General features: G+C 68.1%; 19 protein-coding genes and 2 pseudogenes. 11 read left to right on the top strand and 10 right to left on the bottom strand.

Annotation, left to right across the window (positions count from 1 at the left end; all coding sequences use genetic code 11):
* Positions 1–68: 68 nt before the first annotated feature.
* The 4 genes from ACIBK9_RS17335 to ACIBK9_RS17320 all read left to right on the top strand — a co-directional run bounded on the left by ACIBK9_RS17335 (position 69) and on the right by ACIBK9_RS17320 (position 2,972).
* The gene (locus ACIBK9_RS17335) at positions 69–482 is read left to right on the top strand and encodes a hypothetical protein (protein ID WP_397159112.1); all 414 of its coding nucleotides are present in this window, start codon (positions 69–71) and stop codon (positions 480–482) included.
* A 57-nt stretch (positions 483–539) separates the two neighbouring features.
* Positions 540–962 carry a hypothetical protein gene (locus ACIBK9_RS17330; RefSeq protein WP_397159110.1) on the top strand — a complete coding sequence of 141 codons (423 nt, stop codon included), beginning with the start codon at positions 540–542 and terminating at the stop codon, positions 960–962.
* 26 nt (positions 963–988) lie between these two features.
* Complete coding sequence (locus tag ACIBK9_RS17325; protein ID WP_397159108.1) at positions 989–1,426, top strand: hypothetical protein; 438 nt, start codon at positions 989–991, stop codon at positions 1,424–1,426.
* A 736-nt stretch (positions 1,427–2,162) separates the two neighbouring features.
* The gene (locus tag ACIBK9_RS17320) at positions 2,163–2,972 is read left to right on the top strand and encodes an endonuclease/exonuclease/phosphatase family protein (protein WP_397159106.1); all 810 of its coding nucleotides are present in this window, start codon (positions 2,163–2,165) and stop codon (positions 2,970–2,972) included.
* 108 nt (positions 2,973–3,080) lie between these two features.
* Here ACIBK9_RS17320 and ACIBK9_RS17315 read toward each other — a convergent pair.
* The 5 genes and pseudogenes from ACIBK9_RS17315 to ACIBK9_RS17295 all read right to left on the bottom strand — a co-directional run.
* Positions 3,081–3,271: pseudogene (locus ACIBK9_RS17315) on the bottom strand (IS5/IS1182 family transposase); the annotation flags it as partial.
* A 647-nt stretch (positions 3,272–3,918) separates the two neighbouring features.
* Positions 3,919–4,173, bottom strand: coding sequence for a hypothetical protein (locus ACIBK9_RS17310; protein WP_397159105.1), 255 nt, complete (start codon positions 4,171–4,173; stop codon positions 3,919–3,921).
* A gap of 1,114 nt (positions 4,174–5,287) precedes the next feature.
* Positions 5,288–5,500 (bottom strand): hypothetical protein, encoded by a 213-nt coding sequence (locus ACIBK9_RS17305; RefSeq protein WP_397160173.1) that lies wholly within the window; start codon positions 5,498–5,500, stop codon positions 5,288–5,290.
* Between the two features lie 466 nt (positions 5,501–5,966).
* The gene (locus ACIBK9_RS17300; RefSeq protein WP_397159104.1) at positions 5,967–6,770 is read right to left on the bottom strand and encodes a hypothetical protein; all 804 of its coding nucleotides are present in this window, start codon (positions 6,768–6,770) and stop codon (positions 5,967–5,969) included.
* 8 nt (positions 6,771–6,778) lie between these two features.
* On the bottom strand, positions 6,779–7,363 hold the full coding sequence (locus tag ACIBK9_RS17295; RefSeq protein WP_397159102.1) for a TetR/AcrR family transcriptional regulator: 585 nt from the start codon (positions 7,361–7,363) through the stop codon (positions 6,779–6,781).
* Between the two features lie 103 nt (positions 7,364–7,466).
* Between ACIBK9_RS17295 and ACIBK9_RS17290 the strand changes: the two genes are divergently transcribed.
* Complete coding sequence (locus ACIBK9_RS17290; RefSeq protein ID WP_397159100.1) at positions 7,467–8,420, top strand: NAD(P)-dependent alcohol dehydrogenase; 954 nt, start codon at positions 7,467–7,469, stop codon at positions 8,418–8,420.
* Positions 8,421–8,742: 322 nt separating this feature from the next.
* The gene (locus ACIBK9_RS17285) at positions 8,743–8,913 is read left to right on the top strand and encodes a hypothetical protein (protein WP_397159098.1); all 171 of its coding nucleotides are present in this window, start codon (positions 8,743–8,745) and stop codon (positions 8,911–8,913) included.
* 31 nt (positions 8,914–8,944) lie between these two features.
* Here ACIBK9_RS17285 and ACIBK9_RS17280 read toward each other — a convergent pair whose 3' ends face one another.
* Positions 8,945–9,403, bottom strand: a complete 459-nt coding sequence (locus tag ACIBK9_RS17280) for a GbsR/MarR family transcriptional regulator (protein WP_397159096.1) — start codon at positions 9,401–9,403, stop codon at positions 8,945–8,947.
* Positions 9,404–9,745: 342 nt separating this feature from the next.
* Here ACIBK9_RS17280 and ACIBK9_RS17275 point away from each other — a divergent pair, with 342 nt between their 5' ends.
* The 5 genes from ACIBK9_RS17275 to ACIBK9_RS17255 all read left to right on the top strand — a co-directional run bounded on the left by ACIBK9_RS17275 (position 9,746) and on the right by ACIBK9_RS17255 (position 13,428).
* Entirely contained in the window at positions 9,746–10,750 is a 1,005-nt protein-coding gene (locus tag ACIBK9_RS17275) for a reductase (RefSeq protein WP_397159094.1), read from the top strand.
* Positions 10,751–10,764: 14 nt separating this feature from the next.
* Positions 10,765–11,910 carry an FAD-dependent oxidoreductase gene (locus ACIBK9_RS17270; RefSeq protein ID WP_397159092.1) on the top strand — a complete coding sequence of 382 codons (1,146 nt, stop codon included), beginning with the start codon at positions 10,765–10,767 and terminating at the stop codon, positions 11,908–11,910.
* 151 nt (positions 11,911–12,061) lie between these two features.
* Entirely contained in the window at positions 12,062–12,712 is a 651-nt protein-coding gene (locus ACIBK9_RS17265) for a DUF998 domain-containing protein (protein ID WP_397159090.1), read from the top strand.
* Between the two features lie 63 nt (positions 12,713–12,775).
* On the top strand, positions 12,776–13,063 hold the full coding sequence (locus ACIBK9_RS17260; RefSeq protein ID WP_397159088.1) for an ATP-binding cassette domain-containing protein: 288 nt from the start codon (positions 12,776–12,778) through the stop codon (positions 13,061–13,063).
* A complete protein-coding gene (locus ACIBK9_RS17255; RefSeq protein ID WP_397159086.1) occupies positions 12,988–13,428 on the top strand; it encodes a hypothetical protein in 441 nt (146 codons plus the stop codon). The genes ACIBK9_RS17260 and ACIBK9_RS17255 overlap by 76 nt, the downstream gene beginning before the upstream one ends.
* Before the next feature lie 45 nt (positions 13,429–13,473).
* On the opposite strand, the gene ACIBK9_RS17250 is transcribed toward ACIBK9_RS17255, so the two are convergent.
* The 4 genes and pseudogenes from ACIBK9_RS17250 to ACIBK9_RS17235 all read right to left on the bottom strand — a co-directional run.
* Entirely contained in the window at positions 13,474–13,602 is a 129-nt protein-coding gene (locus tag ACIBK9_RS17250; RefSeq protein WP_397159084.1) for a hypothetical protein, read from the bottom strand.
* A 138-nt stretch (positions 13,603–13,740) separates the two neighbouring features.
* The gene (locus ACIBK9_RS17245; protein WP_397159082.1) at positions 13,741–15,639 is read right to left on the bottom strand and encodes a CocE/NonD family hydrolase; all 1,899 of its coding nucleotides are present in this window, start codon (positions 15,637–15,639) and stop codon (positions 13,741–13,743) included.
* Complete coding sequence (locus ACIBK9_RS17240; protein ID WP_397159080.1) at positions 15,593–15,814, bottom strand: hypothetical protein; 222 nt, start codon at positions 15,812–15,814, stop codon at positions 15,593–15,595. Before ACIBK9_RS17240 ends, ACIBK9_RS17245 begins: the two co-directional genes overlap by 47 nt.
* Positions 15,815–15,891: 77 nt before the next feature.
* Positions 15,892–16,167: pseudogene (locus ACIBK9_RS17235) on the bottom strand (type I glyceraldehyde-3-phosphate dehydrogenase); the annotation flags it as partial.
* Positions 16,168–16,254: the final 87 nt, after the last annotated feature.

The raw sequence follows: 16,254 nt of genomic DNA, 5'->3' as shown, positions 1-16,254 counted from the left end.
ACCTGCAAGACGTGAACAGACGTCAAGTGTACAAGGGTCATCTGGCAATGCCTGTGAAAGGAGGCAGGATGAGTTCGCTGGAAACGCTGGAAAACCTACCTGGCATGACACTTCGCGGCACTGTGGTGAAGGACTCGGAAGCCGGCTTCGTCGTGGACGTCCAGGGTCAACTCGTAGAAGTGCCGGCGGGGTCGCTTTTGAACGTGGCCAGGACGGACGAGGAAGTGGAGCTGACCCTTGCACCTGACACCCAGCTGCTGATGCGGGGCACCACGTCGCCGATCCCGGAACTCATCGAAAGCGATGTCTTCGACGAGCTGCCGTTCGCGGGCAGCGAATCCGACAATGGAACGACGACGGCGGGGGGCAACTGCAACTGCAACTGCAACGGCGGGAATTGCAATTGCAACTGCAACTGTGCCGCCATCCTCAGCGAAGAAGCCTTGGCGGTCGGAACCATTTTCCGGCGCGCCGTTTCTTGACGACGTCATCCACCAAAACGGAAGTACTTGCTACTGTTTCCTAGAAAGGAGAATCAGATGGCGAGGTCAGGTATCGACGCTGCGCTCTCAGCGGCGCGGGAGGACGCGCAGCCGCGAGTGCAGGGAAAGATCATCGCGGAGAGTGAAGATTCTCTGGTGATCAGGGCGGCGGACGCGATAATCGAGATTCCGATGCGCTTCGTCAAGCTTCGCAAGGAAAGAGGGGGCGACAATCACGAGGTCGTGCTGGCGGAGGACGCGGAGATCGTGGTGGGCACGATCGTGTCCGTCAAGGAGGGGTTCATCGGTGATGATGTGTTCGGACCGCTGACGCCCGGCGTTCTCGCGGACAACTGCAACTGCAACTGCAACTGTTCCAGCACCACGGCGACGGTCTCCGAGGAGGCGGCTTCGCAGTTGCGATCACCGTTCGTGGGCGGTGGCGCGCGCACGAGGACACCGAGAGAGAATGCCGACTGAAGTGCACGCCGTCCAGCTGGAGCATCATGAAGCGGTCGGAAACGATGGCGCATCTGCCCGAAATGACACTTCAGGGCACCTTGATACAGGAGTCGGGGACCCGCCTTGTCATGGAGGCGCGAGGCCAGCTCATGGAAGTTCCGGCCCGCTCCCTGCTCAAGATCGCCAGGGCGGATGAGGAAGTCGAGCTGACCCTGGCGCCGGACACCCGGTTGCTCATGCACGGCATGACAATGCCACTCTACGTTCTCGTCGAAAGTGATGTGTTCGACGAGCTGCCGAAGCCGGGCAGCGAGGAGGGCAACGGCGGGACGTGTATATGCAACTGCAACTGCAACTGCGTGAGCGGTGGAGGCAACTGCAACTGCAACTGCAACTGCGCGGCGATTTTGACAGAGCTCGAATGTACGCCAGCGGGCGTTTTCCGGCGCGCCTGGACGCCGGGCCATGGAAGCGGAGGCTGAAGTCGGCAGTGCCGCAGCGAGGTTCCATGCTTGAGGCGGCGGGGCTGTCCGCCAGAGGCATGGCGCGGGCCCGCCGGGCATGAGAAGAGGCTTCCGGTAGACAGCAGCCGGTCAGGATCCGACGCCTCTACCGGAGAGCCTCGTGCCCCTGCCCTGATTCCGCTGTCCGGTCATCCCCTGATCTTCCTGGCCGAGCTGATCCGGACCCGACGTGCATGGCGCCGCTGCCGGTGGCGGCGCCTGGCCCCCTACCGGCACGCCCTGCTGGTCCTGACCTGTCTGTAGCAACGCCACACCTCGCATCCAGAGTTGGCCGCGCCCGCCGTACACCCGCCCGGCTTCCTCCGGGCTGGCAGACCACAGGGACTTGGGAGCGTGTGCACGGGCAAAGGAGGCGGTGGAGGACACTCGGTCATTGAGCTCGTTCGTCATCGCTCAGCAACTGGCCGATCTGCGCGGGAGTTGCAAGTCCATAAGAAGCACGCCTCCGTGCCGGACACACTCCGAATCCTCGAAAGCGCCCTTCGCGAGCGTTACTGGTTGTCTCAGTGAGGCTTTTCCCACCTGATCGGGCTGATCAGCAGGAGAGAACCGGGACGGGTTGGCATGAGAAGAGGCTCTTGGCAGCTCGTACGCCCGGCTCTGACCCCATGAAGACCAATAGGCTCCTGGTTGCCAGATGTGCCGGTTGAGCGGTCTTTTGACGGCTCGGATCATGTGTGGAGGGAGCTCGGTGATGATGATCAGCCAGCTCGTGATCGCCGGACTGTTGTTACCGAACCTGTCCGTACAGGCACAGCCACCTCTCCTGCACGTGATGACGTGGAACGTCTGTGCGGGCACCAACGCCGGGTGCGCGCTCTTCCGCCGCTCGAACGCCGAGCTGGCCTGGCACGTGGCAGTGCTGGCGACCGAGGCGGACGTGGTCTTCCTCCAGGAGTTCTGCACGGGCGCCGACGCAGACCTGGAACACGAGCTCGAACGCCGTACCGGCCGGAATTGGAGCATCCGGTCGGCGGGGCTGATGTATTCGGACGGTTCCCCGTACCAGTGCCTGCCCGACAGAAACGGCAGGCCACGCGGGGTGCTGAGCGTCACCCTGGCCGTGGCCGGAACGGACACCGGCCTCGTCGTGCACGCGCTGACCTCGCCGCCGTGGGGAGCCCGCAGGTACGCCGTCTGCACGGCCGACCGGGCGTTCTGCACCGCGCACCTCTCGTCGGGATCGAGCTACGACGACAGGCAGAAGGGCAGGCCCTACCGGCACATCCAGTTGCGCGAGCTGTTCAAGCTCGGCCGGGGCGTGATCGGTGGCGACCTCAACCTTGTGCCGCGCGACGCCGCCGCGGCCTACAAGGGCCGCGACGAATGCGACCCGCGCCGGCGCTGGACCTACGTGACCCGCAAGCGGAAGATTGATTACGTGTTCGCCGGCGAGGGCCGCGTACGGAAATGCTTCGTCGATTACGCCCGGAGCCAGTGGTCTGATCACGTCCCGCTGCACGCCTGGGTGAGCGCAGGCTCAACGCCGCCTGCACCACGCTGAGCCGGCCCAGCACCAGGTTGTTCGTCATGCCCTACCAGCGAAACCCGAATTTTGCGCATCCACGCTGCCGGCCAGGGACGAATTGGGATGCGGCCTCATTGAGGCCTTTCATCCGTGGGTGAGCTCGTAGTTTTGCAGGACGGCGATCGCCTTGCATGGCTGTCTTGCCTTGTGCGGGCAGCAGCGAAGCTTGCGGAGGATGCGCCAGCCTTTGAGCTGGGCGTTAGCGCGTTCCCCGGAAGCCCGCGGAGCCGGGCGTGGGAGCGATTGGCCGCCTTTTGTGACAGGGGTTTGTTGCGGCTTCAGCAGCGGCAGGTGCCGTTGCTGATCCCCGCCCGCGCCGACCGCGAAAAGCCCGACACGCCGATGACGTCAGACAAGGGAGACAAGCGCCCTCCTTTACAGCGTAGTTTCATAAATTGGGGCGCCCCACCTCGGAGGCTCACGCCCCATGGTCCTCCAGTCAACCTCGCGCATTACGGCGTCGGCTCACAGAGCTGGCAGGTCCGTCGAAGCCAGGGCCCGTGAACCTGACGCCACAAGACCAACAAGGCTTGGCGATGAGACTGCCACCGCCCCGAAGCAACCCATGACACGGAGAAGGCGCCGCCCGGCCGCCTCGCTCACCCTGCGCGACACTGCGAGGAGACGAGCACAAATTCAGCCGCTCACAGCCGAACGAACTCGGGGCACCCCTCGAGCCAGCCTCCAGGCCGGGAGCGTCTCCGCTCCCGAGAACACGATCTTCTCGGAAACCGGTTGACCTGCGCAGATCAGCCTAGTTTGGGGCTAGGGCACGGCTGGGGGAGGATGCCTACTACGACCTGATCAGCGGCAACTGGGCAGCGTTCGCCCCGGCCCCGCCCGCCGGGCCCTGACCACGAGGCACACCAGCGTGAGGGGCGCTCGGCCTGCGGCCCGATGCCCCTCACGGTGTGGCAGGGCCTCAGTCCTTCTGCCTCTTCTTCTTCGCCCCGAGAACGGCGCCGCGGATTCCCCCGGCGATGCCGCCGAGATGAGCACCGACCGCCATGCCGGTCAGGCCGCCCTCGGCGCCGGCCAAGCCGCCGAGCACGATGCCGGCGGTGGCCCCCCTGTCCGCACCCTTCACGGCGCCCTTAAACCCGCCGTCCGGCGTGTCGCGGATGATCTCTTCTTCGACCTTCTCGATCGCCCTCTCGACGCTGCCCTTCTTGGCCATGAGCCCTCCCATGTCACGGAGCCAAGCCCTTCCTATAAGCAGTAGGCGGCCCATCCGCCCGGAAGTCAACGCGGGAGGGGTCGGAGGCGTGATCACCGTCCGGCAGTGGTGGCGGGAGGATCTGCCGTTCGACGCTCCGCTGGATGTGTGGCACCACCGGGTGCAGGCTCAGCCGAGCAGGGGGAGGGCGTGCTGACACGGTCGGTGGACGTGGCCCGCCCGTGTGGCGGCTGTAGGGGTTCGACGGGCAGGGCACCCTGAAAAGCAGCAGGCCCCGGCCATGATGGATGTCCGGGGCCGCGGAAGGTTCGAGAGCTCATGCATCGGAGGAGCGGTCACTCCCGCCTACGTAGGCGACGCCACCATCTCTTCCATGCAGGTACGTTGCCCGGTAAGGCATCGCCGCTGCTGTCCCCCATGTCGGAGGAGTCCGATTCGCGGAAGGTCAGCTCAAGCTCACCAAGGAATCTGGTCTTCCACTTCAGCGACTCCACCTTGTGTGCGTCGCCCTTGGCCATCAGGCGAAGGACTCCCAGAAACGCCACGACTGGTAGAGCGATCGGCAGGAGCCAGACGTAGGGGCTGCTGACCGTTTCACCGATCGCAGCCCACACCTTGTGCTAGCTGTCCTTACGAAGGGCTAGGGACATCGACCCCGTCCTTTCCGATGGCAGGCACGAACGTGTAGTCGGGGAACCTCGTCCCACGGATTGTGGGACGAGGTCACACTGCAACAGCCCAGCCCTGAGGTAAGGCGCGGTCTGGGAAACCACATCCCGTGCAGGGCACATAGCTCTTGGGGCGACCACCGCGTGTAGAGGGACGGATGCCGTTGGAAGATCAACGGATTCCATGTCGGTCTCCGCTTCTCTGCTTCGACACCCCTCGAACTCGATGCGCCATGTCGGCTCACCTTGTCCCGATCGCTCGTCAACAACCTACCTCCGCCAGCGGCTGGCGCGGAGGGCGTCCTGCGGGCACCGCGGCCGCCGGGCACGACGCGAAGCCCTCCGTGGTCTACGGTCCCGCCGACCAACCCGCCATCTTTCGTAGGACCGGGGCAGATGGAGTCGCCCTGCCCCTCGTAGGGCATGCCAGGCGGCGAGCGGACCCCTCAGGACTCCGGCGGCTCAGGGATGAGGGCAAGAATGTCGTCTACGAGGCGCTCCCTGACCCTGCTGGGGATGGAGGCGCCCAGCGCGTTCTCGTATCCCCAGAACCCGTCGGCGGCCATACGGACCATGAGGCACCGGATCGCCTCGTCGTCGCGCTCGTCGATCGGCGTCGTGCAACCGGGGAACCAGCGGTCGTAGACCCGTTGCCCGATGCGGCCCCGGGTACCCCGTCAAGCCGGACCCACAGCGGGCATACCCTACTGATCGATTTCATCCGCGGTATCCGGATGCCGGTGAGCACCGTCTTGATACCGGCCTCGGTGAGGATCTCCTTTATGACAGCGGGGAGTTGCCGGAGTTGCTCTCGAATGGTGGCTGCGTTGAGGGGTTCTCGGGGGTTCCGGCCGGGGAAGACCCAGCGGGCCTCGGGGTTGAGGGTGGTCCAGAAGCCGGGGCCGGCCGGCGCCGCATCCGGGACGGCCATCCGCCCTGGAGCCGGATGCCGGTGAGCTGCCGGTCCGGAGTGCCGTAGGCGGAGGTGCAAGTGCCGCCGTCGCAGCCGCACTGGCCGCCGAGCAGTGGGCGGCCGTGCCACAACCGTCCGATGCTCCACGGTCGTCGCGTCGTCCGCCGCTGACCGCATGTCTGATCACCCTGGTCGAACCCACGACCTGGAAATCAGCACTCGACGTCGAAATCGAGCTCATCGTAGCGGAACTCCGCGATCTGCTCCCGGGTCCCCGAGATGAGGGTGATGCAGCCGTCCCCGAAGACCGCGCTCTCCGGGATGGAGGCGAACAGCACCTTCCCGCGCGCTTCCACCGGGTTGTGCCAGGCGCGGGAGTAGCCGCCGAGCTGGATGTCGAATCTCCATCGGAGGTCAGGAATCTCCCCCATGTCATCGAGGAACTTGGCCACCAGGCCGGCCCGCTCGGCGTCCCCCTCGGCGTAGTCGGCCGCTTCCGCGACGTCGGACCAGCGAAGAGCGGCAGACCAGGTGGTGCCAGGAACCGCGTAGAGCGGGAACGGCTCGTGAGCCTTCGCCTGCGAGTGGCGTTCGACGGTCTCGGTGCCTGGCGGCAGGTGGATGACGACGCCTTCGTCGAGGTCGGTGATCTCGGCGAGGATGACCAGGTGGCCGTCGGCGGGAAAGTCGATGTCGAGGACGCCGGTGGGCAGGGCGGCGCAGTCGATGGTCACCACGTGCGGCACGTATGAGGGCAGTTCCAGGTCCTTGGGCAGATGGGGAAGCCCGACGGCCCGAGCGGCCGGACGGGCATTCTTCTTCAGCTCTTCCGGCAGTTCGTCATAGGGGCAGAGGTAGACACAGGGGCGCAGGAGGCGAATGAACGCCTCGGTCACCGGTTCGGGTAGGTCAAGGGCCCGTCCGGCGTCGAGGACGGCTTCACGCACGCTCACCTTCATGGATGTCACAGTGCCACGCGCCACTGACACCCTGCGCCCCGGCCAGGTGCGGGCCACCTGATCCGTCATGCCGACCGGCCGCTGATGCCCTTGATCGCGATGTCCAGCAGCCGGTCGGCCTGATGGTCGTCCTCGTGATGCTCGGTGGCCAGCGAGATGGCGTTGACGAGCGCGAGCAGGTCCTCGGCGCGGATCCCTGGGCGTACGGCGCCTGCCTGTTGTGCTCGTCGCAGGAGTTCGCGCGCCGCTTCTGTGATCATCGCCTGGCAGCCCTCGTTCTGCTCCAGCAGGTCGGCATCCCGGCTGCCGTGCAGCAGCGAGGCGGCCAGACCGCGACTGGCGCTCGCGTAGGCGTTGAGGTCGCCCAGCCAGGTCAGGAGCGCGGGGCCCGGCTCGCTCTGCTCGGCGCGTTGTGCCGCCATGGCGCACAACTCCTCGACGCGGTCGTGGAAGACGGCTTCGAGCAGGGCGCGACGGGAGGGGAAGAGGCGGTGCAGCGTCGCCGATCCTGTCCCGGCCTGACGGGCGATCTCGTTCAGGGCGGCGCCGGCGCCGTCACGTGCGAAGACGTCCCGGGCCGCGCTGACGATGCGGTCGTAGTTGCGCTGGGCGTCCGCACGCAGGGGCTGCCGCCGGGTGGTGTGGGGCATGGCCTCCTCCAGGTTTTGACAAGTGGGCTGGCGCTCCGGTTAGAGTAGCCGAACCATAAGTGGGCTGCTAGCCCACTTATGCTCGAAGCGACTGGGAGAGATCATGCGCGCCGTCCAATACACCCGTTTCGGCCCTCCCGAGGTGCTGCGCGTCGACGACGTGCCCGCACCTCGGCCCGGGCCAGGAGAAGTGCTCGTCGAGGTCCGTGCCGCGAGCGTGGACGCCGGCGAACTCGCCTTCCGCGCAGGCAGGCTGCGCGGCATCGCCCGCGCCCGATTCCCCCGCGGCCTGGGAGGGGACTTCACCGGCCGCGTCGCGGCCCTGGGGCCCGGTGTATCCGCCTGGAGCGTGGGAGAGGAGGTGTGGGGGCTGATGCCGCACTTCGCCTTCGGCGCCATCGCCGACTACGTGGCCGTCCCCGAACAGCGGCTCGCCCGAGCCCCCGAGAACCTGAGCCTGCTCGACGCCGCCGCCCTGCCCTCGTCCGGCACCACCGCCCTCACCGCCCTGACCGACAAGGCCGGCCTCACCAGCGGTGAACGGCTTTTGGTCCGCGGCGCCACAGGCGGCGTCGGCAGCATCGCCGTGCAACTGGGCAAGGCGCTCGGCGCCCACGTCACCGCGCTCGCCGGCGCCCGCAATCTCGGCTGGGTCACCGAACTCGGCGCCGACGCGGCCCTGGACTACCGCACGACCCGGCCTCAGGACCTCGGTCATTACGATGTGATCCTCGATGTCGTAGGCACCGATCTCGGCGCCTACCAGGCCCGGCTCGCCCGGGGCGGCCGCATGGTCGCGCTCGCCTTCGACCAGGACCGCATCCTGGCCTCCATGGTCACCACGGGACTGCGGGCCGCCCTCTCGCCCCGGCGCATGAAACTCTTCAGCAACAACCCCTCCCCCGCGCGGATCGCCGAGCTCACCGCCTCCGCCGAGGCGGGCAGCATCCGCCCTGTGATCGACACGGTCTACCCGATCGGCGACGTCGCAGAGGCTCACCGACGACTCGAAGCCGGCGGAGTCCGCGGGAAGCTCATCATCGACATGCAGCGCTGACCTGACGAGCGAGAGCGCTCTGTTGGCTTTGAGGGCCGTGATCGTCTTCTGGTGGGTGCCGTTCCAGGATGCCAAGCGGGGCGGGGATCGATTCAGACGAACGTGCGTCGTCCTTGGAGTCCACGGTGCGGAGAATGCAAGACGAAATCGCGGCTGATGCGGAGGTTCCCTCGGTCCGGCTCTTGGTCTGAGTCCCCGATCGGACGGTATGCGGGCATGATGACCGCGACCCGGGGAGGACATGTCCAGATCCGCGTGTCATGCGATGACGACGTCCGGCACCGATGAGTCCATGGCGATCCCTCCTCGACAGGGTCGTGCCGTGACCGGGCGGACCGCCGTTGCCGCCGCCGCCAACGTCGTCGCGTTCGGCATCGCCGCCCGCAACGGCATCCCGATCAGTTTCTGGCAGTTCACCAAGTACGGCCTGATCGTCACCGTTGTCACCGTCGCCCTGGTGGCGCCGTATCTATGGCTGCGCTACCTGATGTGACGGGGCCGCTTTGACGAGATCTTGGCCGGAGTCAGCCGCTTTGATGGTGCCAGCGTTGCAGCAGGGCGGGGAGTTCGCCGAGGAGGAACTCGTAGAAGGCGTGCATTTGCGTCAGGCGCTGCCGAGCGGGATCGCCCTCCTCGGTGGCGGCGATTCCGGCGGTCGCGGCTTGGAGCATGGCCTGGATGACGGTGTTCTGGCTGGTGAACAGGGTGGCCCAGGCGTCGTCACGGAGTCGGTAGTGCTCACGGCGGCTGCCGGGCGCGGGCAGGCGTTCGATCAGTCCGACGGCCAGCAGCGATCTGATGGCGCCGGAGACCGATCCCGCACTGGCCTCAAGCCGTTCGGCGATCTCGCCGGCGGTGACACTGTCCTGATCGGTGAACAGGAAGACCGCGAGCGTGCGAGCGGGCATGCGCTGAAGCCCGCCCTCGATCAAGGTCAGGGCCAGTCGTTCCGCCGCCTGCCACTGTTCAGACCTGTCGTTCAAGGCGCCTCCTTCTCAAGAGGCAGGCTATCGAACATGCTCACTCTTCAGTAATTTCTGAAACTTCGATACAGTCATCACATCGACCTCTCCGCGAGAGGGCACGATGGTGTGCCGGGAAGCCTGGTCGGCGAGCAGCATTGCCGACCCAGGAGACGACCCGATGCCTTCCCCGCCGCCCCGGCCATTGTGCGCGACGCCATGGTCCGGCCGACGGCACGGCCGTCATGCCGGCGTCGGCGGGCCGCTCGCGACCGGCACGAACCTGCGCGCCTCGGAGCACGAGATCTTCCACGACCATCAGCACCCGTCAGCCCTCTGGCTGCCCCTCACCTCAGGAGCATCGTGAAACTACTGGTTCTCGGCGGCACCCACCACGTGGGTCGCGCCGTCGTGGAGGCCGCGCTGGAGCGGGGCGATGAGGTGAGCACGCTCAACCGCGGACTCAGCCGCGCCCCCGCGCCCGGCGTGCGGCCGCTGCTCGCCGACCGCACCGACACCGAGTCCGTACGGCTGGCACTGGGCGACAGCGAGTGGGACGCGGTCATCGACACCTGGGCCTGGGCGCCCAAGGTGGTGCGCGACAGCGCCCGCCTGCTGTCCGGCCGGGCCGGGCACTACGGATACGTCTCCAGCCGCGGCGTACACCGCTGGCCCTGGCCGGCGGACGCCGACGAGCAGGCGCCGCTGGTCGACGGCGACCCAGCCAGTACGGACGACGCCGACTACGCCGCGGCCAAGCGCGGCGGCGAACTCGCCGTCCTGGAATCCTTCGGCGAGCGGGCACTGCTGGCCAGGGCAGGGATGATCCTCGGCCCGTACGAGGATGTCGGCCGCATCCCGTGGTGGCTGCGCCGCCTGGAGAAGGGCGGCAGGGTCCTGTCCCCCGCTCTCGCCCATACCCCCTTGCAGTATCTCGACGTCCGGGACCTGGCCACCTGGATGCTGCGCTCGGCCGAACGCGGCCTGAAGGGGGCCTTCACCGTGACCGGCCCGCCGGGCGCGACCACCCTCGGCGACCTGCTCACCACGGCGCTGAACGTCACCGGCTTCGACACCGAACTGGTGTGGACACCGCCGGAGCTGCTCCTGCAGCACGGCCTGCCGCTCGGCATGGAGTTCGGGCTACGGCTGCCAGACGGCAGCGTGCCGAGCGGCATGCACGACGCCGACGTCAGCGCCGCCCTGGCCGAAGGGCTCACCACCCGCCCGCTGCGCGAGACCCTCGCCGACACCTGGGCCTGGCTTCAGGCCGAAGGCGACCCGGCACCCCGCGCCGACGCACCCTCCCCCGACACCTGGCTGGACGCCGCCGCCGAACAGCGGCTGCTCGACCAGCTCTCCCACTGAAGGAAGCACCCATCATGCGCGCCGTCATCATCGGAGCCGGCATCGCCGGCCTGGCCACCGCCCTGCGCCTGCGCCAGATCGGCTGGGACACCCTCATCGTCGAACGCGCCCCGGCCCGCCGCGGCGGCGGCTACGCGGTCACCTTCGGCGGCATCGGCTACGACGCCGCCGAACACATGGACATCGTGACCGACCTGCGAGCCAAGGCCTTCGACACCACCGAGCTCGTCTACCACAAGAGCGACGGCTCCCGCCGCTTCGCACTCGATCGCGCCACCATCGCCGCCACCACCGGGCCACGCTCGATCACCATCCTGCGCGGCGACCTCGAAGCCGTCCTGTACGACAGGGTCCGCGACCACACCGAGATCCGCTTCGGCACCACCCTCACCCACGTCGACCAGGACGACCACGGCGTCCGCGTCACCCTGAGCGACAGCTCGGTCGAGGAGGCCGACCTGCTGATCGGCGCCGACGGCCTGCACTCGGCCACCCGCGCTCTGCTGTTCGGCCCGGAGGAGGACTTCCTGCTCGACCTGGAGCACAAGGTCGCCGTCTTCATGCTGGACCGGCTGCCCGCCACCATCGCACCCGGCGCGACCGGCACCTTGTCGTCCAACGGTCGTACCGCGGCGGTCATCAGCGTCGGCGACGGCCGCAACGTGGCCTTCTTCGGCTACCGCACCGACCACGCCCGCCCGGGCGAGGACGTCGCCACCCAGCTGGGACGCGTCTACGGCGACCTCGGCTGGGTCATCCCCGAAGCCCTCGCCGGCCTCCAGCGGGCCGACTCGGTCTACTTCGACACCATCAGCCAGGTCGTCGCCCCGTCCTGGAGCAAGGGCCGGGTGGTGCTGCTCGGCGACGCCGCCTGGTGCGTCACCCTGTTCGCCGGGTACGGCTCCTCGCTGGCCGTCGGCGGCGCCGACCGGCTCGGCACCGAACTGGCCGCCCACCCCGGCGACATCCCCGCCGCGTTGGCCGCGTGGGAGGCCGCGATCCGTCCCGAGGCCGAACGCAAGCAGAAGCTCGGCCGCCGGGTCAAAGGCGTCTACGCCCCGGCCAACCCCCTGGTGCTGTGGCTGAGCCTGCTTCCGCTGCGGCTGGCGTCCCTGCCACCGGTGCGCCGGTACATGACCCGCCGCTTCATCCAGGGCTGAAGCCGTGTGAGACCTGGCCGGGCGGACGGCCAGGTGTTACATTCCAGGCGTCTGCATGAACGTGCCCCGAGAAGGGGCGCGAACGTGGGTGAGCCGGGAAGCCTGGTCGGCCCGCGATCTTCCGATCGCGGAGCTAGGAGGCTTGCTCCCCATGCGCCCGACCACGACCCTTCTCGGCTGCGGCGTCGCCGCCGGCGTACTCGTCCCAGCGGTGCTCCTGATCGACGGCGCCACCCGGCCCGGCTACAGCCTCTGGCACAACGGCGCCAGCCAGCTCGGCACCGGCGAACGCGGCTGGCTGCAAACGGCCAACTTCATGATCGGCGGGCTCCTGCTGCTCGCCTTCGCCGCCGGAATAAGCCGCGCTCTTCCCGGCCGGGCCACCGTCTGGGCGGCGTTCCTCCTGGTGGCCGGTGGTCTGGCGATGGTCGTGGCGGGGGTCGTGCCCACTGATCCGGCCCTCGGCTATCCGCCGGGCCGGCCCGAGGTGGTCACCACCGCGGGCCGCGTCCACGGGCTGGCCGGCCTGGTGCTGTTCGCCGCGCTGGCGGCCATGCCGCTCGTGCTGGCACGGGGCCCGCACGCCGGGAGCCGCAGGTGGACGATCTACTCGCGATGGTCCGGGGCTCTTGTCATCACCTTTGCCATCGCCGCAGGGGTCGCCTTCCGCCTGGATGCGCAGAGCGTGGTCCGGCCGGCGCCCGCCGGGCTGCTCGAACACGCCGCCCTGCTGGTCGGCTTCGCCTGGATCACCGTCGCCGCCGCCCGCCTGCGTCGCCGCAACGTCGTCACAGAGGTGTGAGGTGGAGATCGTGTACGGCCTGTGCATCCTGCCAGCCATCACCGGGCGATGAAGGAGCACCATATGGGCAGCGCAGGCGCCCCGGTCATCGAGGTGGCCGGCCCGACCAAGCGCTACACCGGCGTCGTGGCCGTCGACGACGTCAGCCTGAGTGTGCGCAGAGGCGAGATCTACGCGCTGCTGGGCCTCAACGGCGCCGGCAAGACGACCCTGATCCGCATGCTGCTCGGCATGATCGCGCCCACTGCCGGAACCGTACCTCCCGAACCGCCGTCGTGGCCGCCAAGTTCACCGTCGCCGCCATCTGGGCGCTGCTGCTGGCCCTGCTGCTCGCCGGGCTGGGCCTGCTGATCGGCGCGGTGCTCGCCCTGCCCGGCTGGTCGGCGCCGACCGTGGCCGCCGGGGTCGCGCGACTCGTGGCGGCGGCGGGGCTGGCCGCGCTGACCACCACGCCGCTGGCCCTGGCCGCCAGCGCCGGCCGCGGCTACCTCGCCGCCGTCGGCGTGCTGTTCGGCATCATCTTCGCCGCCCAAATCATCGCCGCACTCGGCTACGGCCCCGTCTTCCCCTGGTCGGTCCCCGGCCTGTACGCCGGCATCGCCGGGGTGGTCCAGGACCCGCCAGGTCCGCCGGGCCTGCTGCTGGTGGTGCTCACCGGAGCGGCCGGCGTCGCAGCGACCACCGGCTGGTGGAACCGAGCCGACCACACGCGCTGACCAATCCCCCACCCTGCCGCACGGAGTCCGAGCGCCAGGTGTTTGTCAATCGCGCCAAGCGGGCGGATACCAGCCAGCCTGGCGATAGACGGCGGTGAGACAGCACAGCATCTCGGCGGTGTCCGGCGGGTTCGACTTGAGGACCCGGTAGGCCGCCACCGCGCCGGCCACCATGCCGTCCTGCTGAGCGCGCCGCAACATCGCCGCGGCCGGCTCACGGCCGTGCCCATGACACGCGCGACCAGGACTCGGAATCCGGGACTGGCCGCCAGCCACACCGACGGTTCACCTAACCCTTTGAGGAACGCAGTACTAGCTGGACCCGGTGGACGTGCCGGTGACCAGCGGCAGCGAGATCGACGTACCGGCCAGGTCGACGGTGACCTTGGCCCCGGTGCCGGGTTCGGCATCGTCCCCGCCGCCGTTGCCGGTGACGTCGAGGTTGAAGTCGTCGTTTGCGCCGGTCAGCACCAGGCCCAGCCGGTGTCCGGCCTTGAACTCGTAGTCCAGCGGCAGCGTCTTCCAGGTGATCTGGTAGGACTTGCCTGGGGTCAGCGGTTCCTGGCGGCTGAGCGACTTGTGGTTCTGGGCGTCCAGGATGCCGCGGGTGACCACGTGGAAGCCGGAGGTCGCCGTGTTGTCGCCGGCCCTGAGGTAGCAGCCGTCGTCGTCGGCCGTGCTCTGGCCGACGCAGTCTTCGCCGCCGAGAAACTTGAGGCCTTCCGCGGACGTCGCGGTGCGTTCGCGGTAGTTGATGCGGGTGTCGGTACCGTAGTCGACGAGGAGGACGCCCAGGTTGGCGGTCGGTTTGTCCAGCTTGAGACGCAGGCTCACCGACGGTGTCCCCGACAGCCGCGTCGCGTTCTCCAGCGGCGGGGTCAGGAAGGCCAGCCTGTTGGGGTTGGCGGTGGCGGGATTGCCGGCCATCGCGATCTCGGTCTGGGCGGTGTCGAGATAGCTGCCGGAGCCGGTCGAGGGCTTACGGCCCAGGGAACCGTCATGCTGTGGCCGCAGAGTCATCGTGCGCGTCGATGCAGGCCAGTCGGCCTGGGTGACCCATCGGCCCGGGCCGAGCTGCACGTCGGCGCGCGGCTGACGCATGATGTCGTTGGGGACGCCCATCAGCTCGTGGTCGAACCACTTGTTCAGGGTGGTGAGCCACACGTCGCGGCGGGCCCAGAACGGATCGAGGTGCCCGTACTGGGTCACCCACGCCTTGCGCTCCACGGTGCGGGGCAGCTTGGCCCACCACTCGGAGAACTGGCTGCCCACGACGTTGCGGTCCTGCATGCCCATCACCGAGAAGACGCTGGCGCGGACGTTGCGCGCCTTCGAGATCGGCCCGGTCCGGTAGTTGCGCTCGTCCCAGTAGGCGTTGTAGTTGCCGGTGGCGTCGTCCGAGCCCTCGCGCAGGCGCTGGTGCACCGCCGCGCATTTCTCATCCGGATCGAGGTCGACCCGCTGGGCCAGCTCCTCCTGCCCGCCCTTGTACCAAGTGACGGTGCCGTTGTTGCGCGATGTCTCGTATCCGCTGGTGTAACCCGAAATGTTCACGATCGTCGCCAGCCCCGGCACGCCGGTGCCGGCCACGCCGACACCGAGCGCTCCCTCATAGGAATGACCGATCATCCCGGTGCGTCCGGTGGTCCAGCCGGCTTCGACCGGATCGCCCTTGTCGTCATAGGCGATCGCCCGGCCGTTCAGCCAGTCAACGACCGCCTTGCCGCCCAGCACGTCGGAAGCACCGTAAGTGGTCGGGCAACCATCGGACAGCCTGGTGCCGATCATGTCGACCGACACGAACGCGTATCCGCGCGGCACGAAATAGTTGTCCCAGTACATCGGGAACTTCGTTACGTTCCCGTTCGCGTCATACTTCTTGTGTTCGATCTCGTAGCCGACACCCGGCACGTCGTAATACGGGCTTTCATGCATGATCACCGGGACCTTCAGCGCGGAACCCGACTCCTTCGGCCGGATGATGTCCACCCGGACCAGATCCTTCTTGCCGTCCCCGTCACTGTCGACCGGTGACTGCACCCGGACGTGCTCGCGGATGGCGTCCTGATAGGAGAAGACCGGCTGCGTGAGCCCGCCGGAGACCTTGATCTCCGGCTCCGCCGTCGCGGACGCGACGGGGGCAGCGGCCACTACGAGCGGGAGCTCAAGCGCGACTGCGGCGAGGAACCCTCGCCATCGGGGGTTTGACATGCGGTCTCCTTCGAGGATGGTTACGCGGGATCAGGGCGCCCTCGGCGATGTCGGAGAAGCCCTGATCTGGGAGCCACGCCGTGATCTCGTAGCCGTACGCGGGCCGGCCGGCCCGGATCGCCAGGACGACGCCCTCCAGCACGCCCTTGAGCATCTCCGTCACCTCCTCACCCATGGAATCTCCACACTTCCGCTACTCAGTAGTGCTTACTACCAGTACAAAGTAACACTGACTACTGGTACTCAGCAACACCGAATAGCGTCGTTCACCTCCTGCGCGGGGACCGGCCGGGAGAGCTGAGCGGACAGATCGGTGATCGAGCCGTCCTCGACCGGCACCCGGATGGCGACGCCGTTCAGGCGCCCCGCGAGCTCGGGCAGCACCTGACCGACCATGCGGGCAGCACCCGTGGTCGTGGGGACGATGTTGACGGCCGCTGAACGCGCCCGGCGCGGGTCCTTGTGCGGGGCGTCGAGCAGCACCTGGCCGCCGGTATAGGTCGCGAGCGGGGCGGAGTGGACCGTACTCGGATCCGTGGCAAGGGTGGATTCGAAGGGCTCCAGGTGGGACGGCCGCCGTGCAGGTGCCCGCGCACAGCGTCAGGCCCGCAACTA

It is taken from the genome of Nonomuraea sp. NPDC050227, assembly GCF_044459705.1.
Lineage (GTDB): Bacteria > Actinomycetota > Actinomycetes > Streptosporangiales > Streptosporangiaceae > Nonomuraea.
The sequence above is the reverse complement of the archived record's forward strand: the minus strand, read 5'-3'. Positions and strand labels throughout refer to the sequence as shown.

What these genes read in the sequence shown, in the direction of transcription:
- ACIBK9_RS17335 (WP_397159112.1), top strand. Translation starts at nt 69, where the DNA reads ATGAGTTCGCTGGAAACGCTGGAAAACCTACCTGGCATGACACTTCGC.
- ACIBK9_RS17330 (WP_397159110.1), top strand. Translation starts at nt 540, where the DNA reads ATGGCGAGGTCAGGTATCGACGCTGCGCTCTCAGCGGCGCGGGAGGAC.
- ACIBK9_RS17325 (WP_397159108.1), top strand. Translation starts at nt 989, where the DNA reads ATGAAGCGGTCGGAAACGATGGCGCATCTGCCCGAAATGACACTTCAG.
- ACIBK9_RS17320 (WP_397159106.1), top strand. Translation starts at nt 2,163, where the DNA reads ATGATGATCAGCCAGCTCGTGATCGCCGGACTGTTGTTACCGAACCTG.
- ACIBK9_RS17310 (WP_397159105.1), bottom strand. Translation starts at nt 4,173, where the DNA reads ATGGCCAAGAAGGGCAGCGTCGAGAGGGCGATCGAGAAGGTCGAAGAA.
- ACIBK9_RS17295 (WP_397159102.1), bottom strand. Translation starts at nt 7,363, where the DNA reads ATGCCCCACACCACCCGGCGGCAGCCCCTGCGTGCGGACGCCCAGCGC.
- ACIBK9_RS17290 (WP_397159100.1), top strand. Translation starts at nt 7,467, where the DNA reads ATGCGCGCCGTCCAATACACCCGTTTCGGCCCTCCCGAGGTGCTGCGC.
- ACIBK9_RS17270 (WP_397159092.1), top strand. Translation starts at nt 10,765, where the DNA reads ATGCGCGCCGTCATCATCGGAGCCGGCATCGCCGGCCTGGCCACCGCC.
- ACIBK9_RS17265 (WP_397159090.1), top strand. Translation starts at nt 12,062, where the DNA reads ATGCGCCCGACCACGACCCTTCTCGGCTGCGGCGTCGCCGCCGGCGTA.
- ACIBK9_RS17260 (WP_397159088.1), top strand. Translation starts at nt 12,776, where the DNA reads ATGGGCAGCGCAGGCGCCCCGGTCATCGAGGTGGCCGGCCCGACCAAG.
- ACIBK9_RS17250 (WP_397159084.1), bottom strand. Translation starts at nt 13,602, where the DNA reads ATGGTGGCCGGCGCGGTGGCGGCCTACCGGGTCCTCAAGTCGAACCCG.
- ACIBK9_RS17245 (WP_397159082.1), bottom strand. Translation starts at nt 15,639, where the DNA reads ATGTCAAACCCCCGATGGCGAGGGTTCCTCGCCGCAGTCGCGCTTGAG.
- ACIBK9_RS17240 (WP_397159080.1), bottom strand. Translation starts at nt 15,814, where the DNA reads ATGGGTGAGGAGGTGACGGAGATGCTCAAGGGCGTGCTGGAGGGCGTC.